We start from the raw sequence: 14,170 nt of genomic DNA, 5'->3' as shown, positions 1-14,170 counted from the left end.
CTCTCCATTCGGATCCGATTACTTTTCCGCCAGAACTCAAACAATCTGTCAATGAAGTTGCCACAGCCTCACTATTGAATTGATAAGCATTATCACTTCAAATATCTTTGCCCGGTAACTCCCGGATATTGGACATCATGCAGCGCTCTCCACAGGAACGGTGGGAGGTACCACGATTCTGTTGTGTTGCATAAGGTTATCCAATGACTTCCAGCCTTGCCGCCAGGGTAAAGCCTGACGAATCTACCGTTGCTTCCCATTACCGCCGGGTCATCCTGCGCCGTTACGCTCTCGCGGGGGGAATACTGGTATTGATCCTCTGCTCCCTGCTCCTCGACTTTACTCTCGGGCCGTCCGGCATCTCCGTTTCTACGCTCTGGCACACGCTGATCAATTCGGCCTCCGCCGACGCGGGCACGCGCGTCATCGTCTGGGATATTCGCCTGCCGTTTGCCCTGATGGCCGTCGCCGTCGGCGTGGCGCTGGGGCTGGCGGGCGCAGAAATGCAGACCATCCTGAACAACCCGCTCGCCAGCCCGTTTACGCTGGGCGTGTCGTCCGCAGCCTCCTTTGGCGCCGCGCTGGCGATTGTGCTGGGGCTGGGCATTCCCGGCATCGACGATAAATGGTTTATTCCCGCGAATGCTTTTATCTTTGCGCTGCTGGCCTGCTTTATCCTCGACGGCATCAGCCGCTGGACCCGCGTGGCTACGTCAGGCGTCGTTCTCTTCGGCATCGCGCTGGTCTTTACCTTCAACGCCCTGATTTCCATTCTGCAGTTCGTCGCCAGCGAGGATACCCTGCAGGGGCTGGTCTTCTGGACGATGGGCAGCCTGGCCCGCGCCTCGTGGGATAAGCTGGCGATCCTGGCCGTCGCCCTGTTGATTATCGTGCCGCTGTCGCTGAAAAATGCCTGGAAGCTGACCGCGCTGCGCCTGGGGGAAGATCGTGCCGTCAGCTTCGGCATCAACGTGAAAAAGCTGCGCATGACCACGCTGCTGCGCATCAGCATTATCTCGGCCCTGACGGTGGCCTTCGTCGGCCCGGTTGGCTTTATCGGCCTGGTTGCGCCGCATATCTCACGCATGATGTTCGGGGAGGACCACCGGTTTTACCTGCCCGGCAGCATGCTGATCGGCGCGCTGGTGCTCTCGCTGGCCTCCGTATTTTCCAAGAACATTGTTCCCGGCGTCATTATTCCGGTGGGCATTGTGACGTCGCTGGTTGGCGTGCCGTTCTTCCTCAGCATCATTATCCGCAACCGGGGGAACGTATGACCGACGGCCTGCTCGTACGCGATCTCCACACCGGCTATCGCAAGAAGAAGATCATCAGTGGCTTAACGACGCCGCTGCTGCCGCGCGGAAAAATTACCGCGCTGCTGGGGCCAAACGGTTCGGGTAAATCCACCCTGCTGCGCGCCCTTGCAGATCTTAATCCCGCCGAGGGGGCGCTGCTGCTCAACGGCGACGACCTGATGACGCTGCCGTCGGCGAAGCGGGCGCAAAAGGTGGTGTATCTGCCGCAGTCCCTGCCGCAGGGCGTGCATCTTCATGCCCTTGAGTCGGTCATCGTCGCCCGCCGGGCAAGCGGCAGCACGCGTACGCATAACGTGGAACAGGAAGCGTACGCCATTCTCGAAAAGCTGGGCGTTGCCCACCTGGCGATGAGCTTCCTCGACCAGCTCTCCGGCGGCCAGAAGCAGCTGATTGGCCTTGCGCAGTCGCTTATCCGCGAGCCGGACCTGCTGCTGCTGGACGAGCCGTTAAGCGCCCTCGATCTCAACTATCAGTTCCACGTAATGGATATCGTTGCCCGCGAAACGCAGCTGCGAAACATCGTCACCGTGGTGGTGATCCACGACATCAACATTGCCCTGCGCCATGCGAACTACGCCATGATGCTCAAAAGCGGGGAGCTGATTGCCAGCGGGCTGCCGGGAGAAGTGGTGAATTCCGCCAATCTGGCTACGGTGTACGGCGTGGATGGCCGGGTTGAATACTGTTCCCGTGGGCTACCGCACGTGGTGGTCGACGGGTTAACGCCATAAAAAAGAAGACGGGGAAAACATGACGCTGAAAAAACGAATCGCTGCCGGCCTGGCCCTGGTATTTATGCCTCTGCTGGCGCTGGCGCAGAACTGGCCGGTCACGGTAAAGGATCTGGACAACCGCACGGTGACTATCGAGCACGCGCCGACGCGCATCATCCTGCAGGACGGGCGCGATATCTTCACCCTCGCCCTGCTGGAGCGTGATAACCCGTTCGCCCACGTGGTGGCGTGGAACAACCTGCCGAAAAAACAGGACACTGAAACCTGGAACGTGCTGAAGCGTAAATGGCCGGAAGCAGAAAAGATCCTCGACATGAAGTTTTCCGACCAGGGAAACGTCGATCTCGAAACGGTGATCTCCCGCCAGCCTGACCTGATGATCGCCCAGCTTCGTGCCAAACCGTCGCTGGTGCAAACCGGCGTACTGGCAAAGCTCGAGGCGCTGCATATCCCGGTTGTCTTCGTGGATTACGAACTGCATCCGGTCCAGAACACGCTCCCAAGTATTGCCCTGCTGGGCAAGGTCATGGGCCAGACGGATCGCGCGCAGGCCTATATCGATTTCTATCAACGGCGTCTGGATACAATCCACCAGCGTCTGGCGAACGTCAGCAAGAAGCCGCTGGTGTTTATCGAACCAATAGCCGGCGTTGGTGGCCTGGATAACGGCTGCTGCTTTACCCACGCCCGTAACGGCTGGGGCGGGCTGGTCGAGGCGGCAGGCGGGAACAACATAGGCTCGCAGCTGCTGCCGGGCGCAGCCGGGAATATCTCGGTCGAGAAAATTATCTCAATGAACCCGGATTACTACCTGATGACCGGGTCTAAGCGTCCGGGTAAAGGTACGGCGGTGATCCCATTCGGCTATAACGTCCCGGCAGGCGACGTGGCGGCAGCGTTTAATGCCCTGCTGGCGCGTCAGGGGGTGGCCAGCATTCCGGCAGTCGCAAAAGGCCATACCGGGGCGCTGTATCATCACTTCTACAACAACCCGTACAACATCATCGCCATTGAGGCGCTGAGCAAAATCTTCTATCCAACGCAGTTTGAGGACGTTGACCCGCAGGCGGATTACCACACCCTAATCACCCGCTTCACCGCGATCCCGGATGACAACATTATCCTGAGCTATACCCCTTCGCACTAGACGATAGGCCGGGCGGCGGCTTCGCCTGACCCGGCCCGTTCGGTTATCCCGCTATCGCCGCTGCTTCAACCGGTTTCTGACGCAGCCAGATGCCCAGCACCAGCCCCATCAGCGACAGCGCCAGCACGTACCAGGCCGGAGCCATCGGCGACACGCCCATCAGCACGGTGACGGCAATCGGGGTGAGTCCGCCGAAGATGGCATAAGAGACGTTGTATGAAAACGAGATGCCGGTGAAACGCACCTCCGGCGGAAACGCGCGCACCATGACGAACGGCACCGCGCCGACCACGCCGACGCACAGCCCCACCACGCCATACAGCAGGAACAGCTGCTCCGGGTGGCTGCCCACCAGATGGTAGAACGCCCAGCTCGACGCGGCCAGCAGCAGGCTGCCGACGATGAAGGTCAGGCTTGCGCCGATTCGATCAACGGCCAGCCCGGCGGCCAGACAGCCGAAGCAGAGCATAATCGTGGCGATACTGTTCGCCTGCAGCGTGACCGCAGGGGCGAAACCGTACTGCTTCTGCAGCCAGACCGGCGACATCAGGATCACCACGACAATACCTGCCGAAAGCAGCCAGGTAAGCAGCATCGAGATCGCCACGGCGCTCCTGTGGCGCACCACCACCGCTTTCACCGGCAGCTCCTGCGCCAGCGCCTTGCGCTGCTGCATTTCGATGAAGATCGGCGTTTCCTGCAGCCAGCGGCGCAGGTACATCGCCACCAGGCCAAACGCCCCGCCCAGCAGGAACGGCAGGCGCCAGCCCCACTCGTGCACCGCCTGCTGCGTCATGCTGGTATTCACGAGAGTCGCGACGACTGAACCTAGCAGAATGCCAATGGTCAGCCCGGCGGTTAAGGTGCCGCAGGCGATACCAATGCGGCGCGCCGGAACGTGCTCGGCCACGAAAACCCATGCGCCGGGTACTTCGCCGCCAATCGCCGCGCCCTGCAGAAGGCGCATCAACAGCAACAGCAGCGGGGCAACGATGCCTATTGAGGCGTAGGTGGGCAGCAGGCCGATGGCCAGCGTCGGCACGGCCATCAGCAGAATGCTCAGGGTAAACATCTTCTTACGCCCGACCAGATCGCCGAAGTGGGCCATCACGATGCCGCCCAGCGGACGCGCCAGATACCCGGCGGCAAAAATGCCGAAGGTTTGCACCTGGCGCAGCCATTCCGGAATATCCGCCGGGAAGAAGAGTTCCCCCACCACGGCGGCAAAGAACACGAAGATGATGAAGTCGTAGAACTCCAGCGCGCCGCCCAGAGCGGCGAGCGTGAGGGTTTTATAATCCTGTTGATTCAGAGGTCGGGCGTTATGTGACATAGCGAACCATTATGCGTTGGTTGTGGATTTATTTTTACAGCAATCGTAAAGAAAAAATTACTATACCGTAAAAGTGTTATCCCGCCATCGCCGCTTCAGCTAATGTCACATAAACGTTATTTTCAGGAGATTGTTTCGCGACGCGCGCTTTTGGGACGAAATGCTGCTACGACCTTGTCATCCGTTTCCACATACGGCCCGTCAAGAAGCTGTATACAATACGGTACACTTGCAAAGATCCCATGCACAATCACGCTACCGTCTTCCGCTTTTAGCCCTTCCAGGGTCTCTTTGATCGACTTCGGCTGGCCCGGCAGGTTCAGGATCAACGCCTGTTTGCGGATAACGCCGACCTGGCGAGAAAGAATGGCGGTTGGAACAAAGTGTAGGCTGATCTGACGCATCTGCTCGCCAAAGCCCGGCATTTCGCGGTCGGCCACGGCCAGCGTTGCATCCGGGGTTACGTCGCGGCGCGCGGGCCCGGTTCCGCCGGTAGTGAGCACCAGGTGACAGCTCATCTCATCCACCAGCTCGCACAGCGTCTGCTCGATAATGGGCTGTTCGTCGGGGATTAAGCGGGTCTGGATTTCAAAAGGGGTTGTCAGCGCACTGCCCAGCCATGCTTCAAGAGCGGGGATGCCTTTATCCTGATAAACACCGCTGGAGGCGCGGTCAGAGATCGACACTAAGCCGATACGTAAGGTATTCATAGCCATTCCATTCAAAAAGTACTGATTAAAGGGAATGATACACGCAGAGGGGAGTTTCAGACAGCGTACGAAAGAAGTAGCGTGACCGGGAACCCGGCCACGCAGAATGATTACAGCAGGTCGCCGATCATTTTTTCCAGTTTGCCCTGGTCAACAGCAAACTTGCGGATACCGTCCGCCAGCTTGTCTACGGCCATTGGATCCTGGTTGTGCTGCCACAGGAACTCGGATTCAGTGATGCGCTCTGGACGCGCTTTCACTTCACCGGTGTAGGACAGTTTACGCTCAAGCGCGCCTTCGCTTTCTGCCAGCTCTTTCAGCAGCGCAGGGGCGATGGTCAGACGGTCGCAGCCAGCCAGCTCGATGATTTCACCGACGTTACGGAAGCTTGCGCCCATAACCACGGTCTCATAGCCGTGCTGTTTGTAGTATTCGTAGATTTCGGTCACAGAAACCACGCCTGGATCTTCAGCCGGTGCGTACTCTTTCTTGTCGGTGTTGGCTTTGTACCAGTCCAGAATACGGCCCACGAACGGAGAAATCAGGTATACGCCCGCTTCTGCACATGCGCGCGCCTGCGCGAAGGAGAACAGCAGGGTCAGGTTACAGTTGATACCGTCTTTTTCCAGCTGCTCTGCAGCGCGAATGCCCTGCCAGGTGGACGCCAGTTTGATCAGGATGCGGTCGTTGCTGATGCCAGCATCGTTGTACATTTTGATCAGACGTTTTGCTTTAGCGATAGACGCGTCGGTGTCGTAGGAGAGACGTGCATCAACTTCGGTAGAGATACGGCCAGGAACCAGCTTCAGGATTTCCAGACCGATGTTCACTGCCAGTTTGTCAGTGGCATCCACAACCTGCTGCGCGCGGTCGTTGCTCTGCGCTTTCGCCCAGGTCACAGCGTCGTCAATCAGTTTGCGATACTCAGGGATCTGCGCGGCGTTAAGGATCAGAGAAGGGTTGGTTGTGGCATCCTGCGGCTGATACAACTTCATTGCCGCGATATCTCCGGTGTCAGCTACGACAGTGGTGAACTGACGAAGGGAGGTCAATTTATCCGTCATGATAGTGTTTCTCTTTTAACGTGCCCTGGATAATTCACGCTACCGACAGCATGCCTGCAGCGGAAAAATGACAGGTTTACTTGTTAGGGGGATGTAACCGGTCTGCCCTGATGATAACACGAGTGAGGGGCAGCGCAACCGCAGACAGTGCCCTAAGGCAGAGTATGATAAACTCGGAATATTAACAGGTAGCTAAGTACCCGCATGCTCAATCAGTGGTAGCGCTTACATATTCATATTGGCATCAACAAGAGGAATGTTAATGCCTGATTTCTTTTCGTTTATTAGCGAAATCCTTTGGGGTTCCATCATGATATATCTGCTTCTGGGAGCAGGTATATGGTTTACGCTGCGCAGCGGTTTTATCCAGTTTCGCTACATCCGCAAATTTGGCAGAAGTCTGAAAAACAGCGTCACGCCGCAGCCGGGCGGGTTGACGTCATTTCAGGCGCTCTGTACCAGCCTGGCAGCACGCGTCGGCAGCGGCAATCTGGCGGGCGTTGCGCTGGCGATTGGCGCGGGCGGTCCTGGGGCAGTGTTCTGGATGTGGGCCACGGCGATCATCGGCATGGCGACCTCTTTTGCCGAATGCTCGCTCGCACAGCTCTACAAAGAGAAAGATAAACACGGCCAGTTCCGCGGCGGCCCGGCCTGGTATATGTCTCGCGGGCTGGGGATGCGCTGGATGGGCGTTCTGTTCTCGATCTTTTTACTTGTCGCCTACGGCCTTATTTTCAACACCGTGCAGGCTAACTCCGTGGCGCACGCGCTGCGCTACGCCTTTGCCTGTCCAGAGTGGTTAACCGGCGCCGTTTTAGCCCTCTTCATCCTGCTCACCATTTCCACCGGCCTTAAAGGCGTTGCCCGGCTGATGCAGTGGATGGTTCCGGTGATGGCGATACTGTGGGTCGGGGCCAGCCTGTTCGTGACCGCACAGCACATCGACCAGGTGCCTGCGGTGATTGCGACCATCTTCAAGAGTGCGTTTGGCTGGCGCGAAGCGGCATCCGGAGCGCTGGGCTATACCCTGAGCCAGGCGCTCACGGCAGGTTTTCAGCGGGGCATGTTCTCCAATGAAGCGGGCATGGGCTCAACCCCAAATGCCGCGGCCGCCGCCGCGTCGTGGCCTCCGCATCCGGCAGCGCAAGGCATTGTGCAGATGATTGGCGTCTTTACCGATACCATCGTGATCTGCTCCGCCAGCGCGATGATTGTCCTGCTGGCAGGCCCCGTTCCATACGCGTCGGAAGCCGTCGGAATACAGCTTGTTCAGCAGGCGCTGGTCAACCTGGCCGGCGGATGGGGGGCGGGGTTTGTCTCGCTTATCGTGATGTTGTTCGCCTTCAGCTCAATCGTTGTGAACTACATCTATGCCGAAAACAACCTTATCTTCCTGAAGCTCGACTCGCGGCATACCCTCAGGCTCCTGCGTCTGGGGGTGATCCTGATGGTAATGGCTGGTTCATTGCTCAGCATGCCGCTGGTCTGGCAGCTGGCGGATGTGGCTATGGCATTGATGGCCATCACAAACCTGACGGCCATTTTGCTGCTCTCGCCTGTCGTTACCCTTATCGCACGGGATTATCTTCGCCAGCGGAAGCTCGGCGTTCAGCCGGTGTTTGATCCCTCGCGCTATCCTGACATTGAAGCGCAAATTGCCCCCGGCTCCTGGGATGATTTGCCGCGGCAATAGCAGCTATCGATCAATTCAGGGCGATTTTTTGCTAAAGTCGCTCTAAATTTCCTGCAAGGACTGGATATGCTGATTCTGATTTCACCTGCAAAAACGCTCGACTACCAGAGCCCGCTCGCCACCGAGCGCTATACCCAGCCCGAACTGCTGGACTATTCCCAACAGCTGATCCACGAAGCGCGTAAGCTCTCCGCGCCGCAAATCGCCTCGCTGATGAGCATCAGCGACAAGCTCGCCGATCTCAACGCGACGCGCTTCCACGACTGGCATCCTGACTTCACGCCGGACAACGCGCGCCAGGCGCTTCTGGCGTTTAAGGGCGATGTCTATACCGGCCTGCAGGCTGAGACGTTTAGCGAAGCCGATTTCGACTTTGCCCAGCAGCATCTGCGCATGCTCTCAGGCCTGTACGGCGTACTGCGCCCGCTGGATCTGATGCAGCCGTATCGTCTGGAGATGGGCATCCGCCTGGAAAATGCCAAAGGCAAAGACCTGTACCATTTCTGGGGCGATATCATTACCGATAAGCTGAACGCCGCGCTGCGCGCCCAGGGCGATAACGTGGTGATTAACCTGGCCTCCGATGAATATTACAAATCCGTGAAGCCGAAAAAGCTGGAGGCGGAGATCATCAAGCCCGTGTTCCTCGACGAGAAGAACGGCAAGTTCAAGGTGATCAGCTTCTACGCCAAGAAAGCGCGCGGCCTGATGAGCCGCTACATCATTCAAAACCGCCTGACGAAGCCGGAGCAACTGACCGGTTTTAACACCGACGGCTATTTTTTTGACGAGGCGTCGTCAGGCAAAGGCGAGCTGGTCTTTAAGCGCCACGAGCAGTAAAAACAAACCCCGCCAGCTGGCGGGGTTTTGCATTAATGGTGCTTCCTGTCCGGGCCACGATCGTCACGGTGGTCATCGTGGTGATGGTCATCATGGCGATTGTCATGCTTACGATGCTCATCATGCGGACGCCAGTGGTTATCGCGCCAGTCATAATGCGCCTTCCACCAGTCGTGGTCGCGCCAGCGGCCGCCGTCCCAGTAGTGCCCGTTATTGTCCCGATCGCCAATCTGCAGTTTTACCGCAGGCACGAGGGTGATTTCGGATGCCTGTACCGCCATGGGAGCGACCAGCATCAGTGAAAGCGCGATGAGTGCAGGTTTCAGTTTAGACATAGGTGACTCCTTATTCTTCTTGCCCAACGTGGGCCGATGTAAGGAGAGTACGTGAAGGGAACGGGGGATGTTATTCTCTGCAATCCTAAACGCTAAGTGACCGCATTTATTGGGAATTCCTGCTTTTTTCCTGCTTTATTTCTCCTTAATTTCTCCATAAAAAAGCCGGGTGGCGCTGCGCTTACCCGGCCTACAATTGGTACCGTTATTGCCGGGTGACGCTGCGCTTACCCGGCCTACGTTCTGAGCCGTTGTAGGTCGGGTAAGGCGTAGCCGCCACCCGACAACAATCACGCTCGAGTCATCATCAACTTACGCAGCGCGGCAAAGTCCGCCGGAAGCTCATGCGACAGCAGCGGCAGGTCCGCACGGTCCGCCAGCTCTTTCGGCAGCGGCAGCGTTTCGCCCAGGATCGCTTCTACGCTCTCTTTGAACTTCGCCGGATGCGCGGTGCCCAGGAACAGGCCATATTCACCCGGGTTAAGCTGGTCGCGCAGCGCGCGGTAGGCAATCGCCGCGTGCGGCTCGGAGGTGTACCCCACGGCCTTCAGCTCGCGCATGGTGGCTTTGGTAGTTTCGTCCGTCACCGCGGCGTAGCCCAGATCGCCCAGACGCCAGATCTTACGACGGAACAGCTCTTCCACGCGCGGCCAGTTGTTCGGCTGTGATACATCCATTGCGTTAGAGAGCGTCGCCTGCGTGGCGTTCGGCGCCCATTTGCCGTCTTTCAGGAAGCGCGGCACGGTGTCGTTGGCGTTGGTGGCGGCGATAAAGCGCTTCACCGGCAGACCCAGGGATTTCGCCAGCAGGCCCGCTGTCAGGTCACCGAAGTTACCGCTCGGCACGGAGATCACCAGCTGGTTGCGCGCTTCCTGCGGCAGCTGCGCCACCGCCTCGAAGTAGTAGCAAATCTGCGCCAGCAGACGGCTGATGTTGATGGAGTTGGCAGAGTTCAGACCCAGCGCCACCTTCAGCTCTTCGTCGTCGAAGGCCTGCTTGACCAGCGCCTGGCAGGCATCGAAATCGCCGTCGATCGCCACGGTTTCAATATTGCCGCCGAGGGTGCAGAACAGCTTTTCCTGCAGCGGGCTGATTTTGCCTTTCGGGTAGAGGATCACCACGCGGATGTTTTTCAGTCCGTAGAACGCGTGCGCCACCGCCGCACCGGTATCCCCGGACGTTGCGGTCAGGATGGTCACCGGCTTGTCGCCGCTGATGTGGGTCAGCATCTGCGCCATAAAGCGGCCGCCGAAGTCCTTGAACGCCAGCGTCGGGCCGTGGAACAGCTCCAGACAGCCAATATCCGGCTCAACCTGCTTCACCGGGGCCGGGAACGCAAATGCCGCGCGCACGCGCGCTTCCAGCAGCTCTTGCGGGATTTCGTCGCCGATAAACGCCGACAGAATTTTGGCGCTGCGGGTGACAAAGTCCTGCTTCAGCAGCGCGTCGACGTCGGTCAGCGGGAATTCCGGCAGATCGTGCGGGAAGAATAGCCCCTGATTTTTGCCCAGTCCCTGCGTTACCGCCTGCGCGAAGCTGACCTGCTCGTTATGATCTTTAAGGTTGTAGAGTTTCATTAATTATCCCAGTACTCGTGCGCCAGCCGTGTCCAGACGGCAAATATGAACAAAGCCTTCCTGATTTTGCAGGTAGTGTTTAGAGAGCCAGTCCGCCACGCGCTGCGCGGTATCCGGCTTGTCGCACAGGGCGAACAGCGTCGGGCCGGAGCCGGAGATGCCGCACGCCTGCGCGCCGATATCCATCGAGGCCTGTCGCGCCTCGTTAAAACCGGGCAGCAGCTTCGTGCGGTACGGCTCGGCAATGACGTCTTTCATCAGCTTCGCCGCCAGCTGCGGCTGTCGGGTGTAGCAGGCGTGGATGAAGCCCGCCAGGTGACGCCCGTGGGCGATACAGTCCTGACGACGATACTGCGCGGGCAGGATCGCACGCGCTTCTGCGGTAGAGACCTTAATGCCCGGATAGGCCAGCACCCACAGCCACTCATCAAACCCTGGCACCTGCTGGCTGATGATGCCATTTTCTTCGATCATCAGCTGCATGCCGCCGAGGAAGCACGGCGCCACGTTGTCATAATGAATGCTGCCGGAGATGCGCCCTTCCAGCTCGCCCATCAGCCCCAGCAGACGACTGTTGTTCAGCGGCTTGCCGCAGTGCTCGTTCATCGCCACCAGCGCGGCGACCACGGAACAAGCGCTGGAGCCCAGGCCCGAGCCAATCGGCATACTTTTTTCCAGCGTCATGGCGACCGGCACGTTTTTGCCGATCTCCTGACAGAAGCGTTCCCAGCACTGATAAACGATATTTTCGCGCGGGTCGGCCGGCAGCTTGCTGGCGAAGCGGCCCACGTTGTTCAGGCTGAAGCTCTCTGCGGCTTCAACCGTGACCGTATCGCCCAGCAGCGAGCCATCCACCGGCGTGACCGCCGCGCCCAGCACGTCAAATCCGACGCTCATATTGGCGCTGGAAGCCGGGGCATAAACTTTGACCATGTTAAACTCCTAACTTCCATGACAGGGTACGCAGCAGATCGGCAAACACGCCCGCCGCCGTAACATCGTTCCCTGCGCCATAGCCGCGAAGCACCAGCGGCAATGGCTGATAATAGTGGCTGTAGAACGCCAGAGCATTCTCGCCGTTTTTCACTTTATACAGCGGATCGTTGCCGTCCACTTCGGCAATCTTCACCCGGCATACGCCATCTTCTTCAATGTTGCCAACATAGCGCAAAACCTTACCTTCATCACGGGCTTTCGCCACGCGTGCGGCAAAGGCATCGTCGAGCTGCGGCAAGTTCGCCATAAAGGCAGTCACATCGCCGCCATCATCAAACTCTGCTGGCAATACGGGTTCAATCACGATATCGGAAAGCTCCAGCTCGCGTCCGGTTTCACGGACAAGGATCAGCAGCTTGCGCGCCACGTCCATACCGGAGAGATCGTCGCGCGGGTCCGGCTCGGTATAGCCCAGCTCGCGCGCGGCGCGGGTGGCTTCCGACAGGCTCATCCCCTCGTCCAGCTTGCCGAAGATAAACGACAGCGAACCAGAGAGAATGCCGGAGAAACGCTGCAGCTCGTCGCCCGCGTTGAGCAGGTTTTGCAGGTTTTCGATCACCGGCAGGCCTGCGCCGACGTTGGTATCGTACAGGAACTTGCGGCGCGACTTGCTCGCCGCCAGGCGCAGCTGGTGGTAGTAATCCATCGACGAGGTGTTGGCCTTTTTGTTCGGCGTCACCACGTGAAATCCTTCGCGCAGGAAGTCGGCGTACTGGTCTGCCACCGCCTGGTTCGAGGTACAGTCTACAATCACCGGATTAAGCAGGTGATACTCTTTCACCAGACGGATCAGGCGGCCCAGGTTGAACGGCTCTTTCGCCTCGTTCATCTCGGCCTGCCAGTTTTCCAGGTTCAGCCCGTGAACGTTGGTCAGCAGCGCCTTTGAATTCGCGATGCCGCAGACGCGCAGGTCGATATGCTTCTTCTTGAGCCACTCCTGCTGGCGCTTCACCTGCTCCAGCAGCGCGCCGCCCACGCCGCCGACGCCAATCAGGAACAGCTCGATGACCTGGTCGGTGTTGAACAGCATCTGGTGAACCACGCGCACGCCGGTGGTGGCATCGTCGTTATCCACCACCACGGAGATGGAACGTTCAGACGAGCCCTGGGCAATCGCCACGATGTTGATATTGGCGCGCGCCAGCGCGGCAAAGAATTTAGCGGAGATGCCGCGCAGGGTGCGCATACCGTCACCGACGACGGAGATCACCGCCAGCCGCTCCTGAATGTAAAGCGGCTCCAGCAGCTCTTCTTTCAGCTCCAGGTAGAACTCTTCCTCCAGCGCGCGGCGGGCGCGCAGGCAGTCAGCCTGGGGCACGCAGAAGCTGATGCTGTATTCAGAAGAAGACTGGGTGATCAGCACTACCGAGATACCGTTGCGGGACATGGCCGCAAAGACGCGCGCCGCCATACCGACCATGCCCTTCATTCCCGGACCGGAGACGCTGAACATCGCCATGTTGTTCAGGTTGGAAATACCTTTTACCGGCAGACCATCCTCATCGGAGCAGGCGCCAATCAGCGTGCCCGGCGCCTGCGGGTTACCGGTATTTTTAATCAGGCACGGGATCTGGAACTGGGCAATCGGGGAGATGGTACGCGGGTGAAGCACTTTAGCGCCGAAATAGGAAAGCTCCATCGCTTCCTGATACGACATCGACTTCAGCAGCCTGGCGTCCGGCACCTGGCGCGGGTCGCAGGTATAAACGCCGTCGACGTCGGTCCAGATCTCGCAGCAGTCTGCGCGCAAGCAGGCGGCCAGCACGGCGGCGGAGTAGTCGGAGCCGTTACGGCCCAGCACCACCAATTCGCCCTTCTCGTTTCCGGCGGTGAAGCCCGCCATCAGGATCATGTGGTCAGACGGAATTTTGCTCGCGGCAATGCGGCGGGTTGACTCGGCAATATCAACGGTGGATTCGAGGTAGTGGCCCACCGCCAGCAGTTTTTCAACCGGGTCGATGACGGTCACGCTATGGCCGCGCGCTTCCAGCACGCCCGCCATGATGGCGATGGAGAGTTTTTCGCCGCGGCAAATCAGCGCCGCGTTGATGCTGTCCGGGCACTGCCCCAGCAGGCTGATGCCGTGCAGAACGTGTTTGATTTGGGCAAATTCTTGCTCCACGAAAGCTTTAAGCTGCGCATGCGGGAAGCCGGGCAGCGCCTCCGCCAGCCCCTGCAGCAGGTCTGCGAAGATACGCTCGGCGTCGCTAATGTTCGGGAGGGCATCCTGGCCACCGATGGTTTTTTCAATCATCGCCACCAGATGGTTGGTAATTTTTGCCGGGGCAGAGAGCACGGTTGCAACCTGCCCCTGCCTGGCGTTGCTTTCCAGGATATCGGCAACACGCAGAAAACGTTCTGCATTTGCCACTGATGTACCGCCGAACTTCAACACTCGCATGGTTCTACCTCGTTTCCTTTA

12 protein-coding genes are annotated in these 14,170 nt (G+C 58.8%); 5 read left to right on the top strand and 7 right to left on the bottom strand.

The window, feature by feature from the left end; all coding sequences use genetic code 11:
• The first annotated feature begins 203 nt into the window (after positions 1-203).
• Genes VPX56_RS03870 through VPX56_RS03860 form a run of 3 tightly spaced genes read left to right on the top strand, consistent with a single transcriptional unit; the run spans position 204 to position 3,200 of the window.
• On the top strand, positions 204-1,277 hold the full coding sequence (locus VPX56_RS03870) for a FecCD family ABC transporter permease (RefSeq protein ID WP_263609994.1): 1,074 nt from the start codon (positions 204-206) through the stop codon (positions 1,275-1,277).
• Positions 1,274-2,050 carry an ABC transporter ATP-binding protein gene (locus tag VPX56_RS03865; RefSeq protein WP_326469988.1) on the top strand — a complete coding sequence of 259 codons (777 nt, stop codon included), beginning with the start codon at positions 1,274-1,276 and terminating at the stop codon, positions 2,048-2,050. The genes VPX56_RS03870 and VPX56_RS03865 overlap by 4 nt, the downstream gene beginning before the upstream one ends.
• Before the next feature lie 19 nt (positions 2,051-2,069).
• Positions 2,070-3,200 carry an ABC transporter substrate-binding protein gene (locus VPX56_RS03860; RefSeq protein ID WP_326469986.1) on the top strand — a complete coding sequence of 377 codons (1,131 nt, stop codon included), beginning with the start codon at positions 2,070-2,072 and terminating at the stop codon, positions 3,198-3,200.
• Positions 3,201-3,243: 43 nt separating this feature from the next.
• Here the strand turns inward: VPX56_RS03860 and VPX56_RS03855 are convergent, their stop codons facing one another.
• From VPX56_RS03855 to tal, 3 genes are all read right to left on the bottom strand, one after another.
• The gene (locus VPX56_RS03855) at positions 3,244-4,533 is read right to left on the bottom strand and encodes an MFS transporter (RefSeq protein WP_326469984.1); all 1,290 of its coding nucleotides are present in this window, start codon (positions 4,531-4,533) and stop codon (positions 3,244-3,246) included.
• Positions 4,534-4,655: 122 nt separating this feature from the next.
• Entirely contained in the window at positions 4,656-5,243 is a 588-nt protein-coding gene (mog, locus tag VPX56_RS03850; RefSeq protein WP_326469982.1) for a molybdopterin adenylyltransferase, read from the bottom strand.
• 110 nt (positions 5,244-5,353) lie between these two features.
• Positions 5,354-6,307 carry a transaldolase gene (gene tal / locus VPX56_RS03845; protein WP_119935604.1) on the bottom strand — a complete coding sequence of 318 codons (954 nt, stop codon included), beginning with the start codon at positions 6,305-6,307 and terminating at the stop codon, positions 5,354-5,356.
• Between the two features lie 262 nt (positions 6,308-6,569).
• On the opposite strand from tal, the gene VPX56_RS03840 reads away from it, so the two are divergent.
• Both VPX56_RS03840 and yaaA read left to right on the top strand, forming a co-directional pair.
• Positions 6,570-8,000 (top strand): alanine/glycine:cation symporter family protein, encoded by a 1,431-nt coding sequence (locus VPX56_RS03840; protein ID WP_131634010.1) that lies wholly within the window; start codon positions 6,570-6,572, stop codon positions 7,998-8,000.
• A 66-nt stretch (positions 8,001-8,066) separates the two neighbouring features.
• Positions 8,067-8,840 carry a peroxide stress protein YaaA gene (yaaA, locus tag VPX56_RS03835; RefSeq protein WP_131634011.1) on the top strand — a complete coding sequence of 258 codons (774 nt, stop codon included), beginning with the start codon at positions 8,067-8,069 and terminating at the stop codon, positions 8,838-8,840.
• A 32-nt stretch (positions 8,841-8,872) separates the two neighbouring features.
• On the opposite strand, the gene VPX56_RS03830 is transcribed toward yaaA, so the two are convergent.
• The 4 genes from VPX56_RS03830 to thrA form a co-directional block, all read right to left on the bottom strand.
• Positions 8,873-9,175 carry a DUF2502 domain-containing protein gene (locus VPX56_RS03830; RefSeq protein ID WP_326469977.1) on the bottom strand — a complete coding sequence of 101 codons (303 nt, stop codon included), beginning with the start codon at positions 9,173-9,175 and terminating at the stop codon, positions 8,873-8,875.
• Positions 9,176-9,465: 290 nt separating this feature from the next.
• Positions 9,466-10,752 carry a threonine synthase gene (thrC, locus tag VPX56_RS03825; protein WP_326469975.1) on the bottom strand — a complete coding sequence of 429 codons (1,287 nt, stop codon included), beginning with the start codon at positions 10,750-10,752 and terminating at the stop codon, positions 9,466-9,468.
• A gap of 3 nt (positions 10,753-10,755) precedes the next feature.
• Positions 10,756-11,685: a homoserine kinase gene (gene thrB, locus VPX56_RS03820; RefSeq protein WP_131634014.1), complete on the bottom strand. Its 930-nt coding sequence runs from the start codon at positions 11,683-11,685 to the stop codon at positions 10,756-10,758.
• Position 11,686: 1 nt separating this feature from the next.
• On the bottom strand, positions 11,687-14,149 hold the full coding sequence (gene thrA / locus VPX56_RS03815) for a bifunctional aspartate kinase/homoserine dehydrogenase I (protein ID WP_326469973.1): 2,463 nt from the start codon (positions 14,147-14,149) through the stop codon (positions 11,687-11,689).
• Between the last annotated feature and the right edge of the window lie 21 nt (positions 14,150-14,170).

This window comes from Enterobacter wuhouensis, assembly GCF_035835995.1.
GTDB lineage: Bacteria > Pseudomonadota > Gammaproteobacteria > Enterobacterales > Enterobacteriaceae > Enterobacter > Enterobacter wuhouensis.
This window is presented reverse-complemented; position numbering and strand designations above follow the sequence as displayed.

Bases quoted from the DNA above. Each gene is read 5' to 3' on its own strand.
- VPX56_RS03870 (WP_263609994.1), top strand. From the start codon at position 204: ATGACTTCCAGCCTTGCCGCCAGGGTAAAGCCTGACGAATCTACCGTT.
- VPX56_RS03865 (WP_326469988.1), top strand. From the start codon at position 1,274: ATGACCGACGGCCTGCTCGTACGCGATCTCCACACCGGCTATCGCAAG.
- VPX56_RS03860 (WP_326469986.1), top strand. From the start codon at position 2,070: ATGACGCTGAAAAAACGAATCGCTGCCGGCCTGGCCCTGGTATTTATG.
- VPX56_RS03855 (WP_326469984.1), bottom strand. From the start codon at position 4,533: ATGTCACATAACGCCCGACCTCTGAATCAACAGGATTATAAAACCCTC.
- mog (WP_326469982.1), bottom strand. From the start codon at position 5,243: ATGAATACCTTACGTATCGGCTTAGTGTCGATCTCTGACCGCGCCTCC.
- tal (WP_119935604.1), bottom strand. From the start codon at position 6,307: ATGACGGATAAATTGACCTCCCTTCGTCAGTTCACCACTGTCGTAGCT.
- VPX56_RS03840 (WP_131634010.1), top strand. From the start codon at position 6,570: ATGCCTGATTTCTTTTCGTTTATTAGCGAAATCCTTTGGGGTTCCATC.
- yaaA (WP_131634011.1), top strand. From the start codon at position 8,067: ATGCTGATTCTGATTTCACCTGCAAAAACGCTCGACTACCAGAGCCCG.
- VPX56_RS03830 (WP_326469977.1), bottom strand. From the start codon at position 9,175: ATGTCTAAACTGAAACCTGCACTCATCGCGCTTTCACTGATGCTGGTC.
- thrC (WP_326469975.1), bottom strand. From the start codon at position 10,752: ATGAAACTCTACAACCTTAAAGATCATAACGAGCAGGTCAGCTTCGCG.
- thrB (WP_131634014.1), bottom strand. From the start codon at position 11,685: ATGGTCAAAGTTTATGCCCCGGCTTCCAGCGCCAATATGAGCGTCGGA.
- thrA (WP_326469973.1), bottom strand. From the start codon at position 14,149: ATGCGAGTGTTGAAGTTCGGCGGTACATCAGTGGCAAATGCAGAACGT.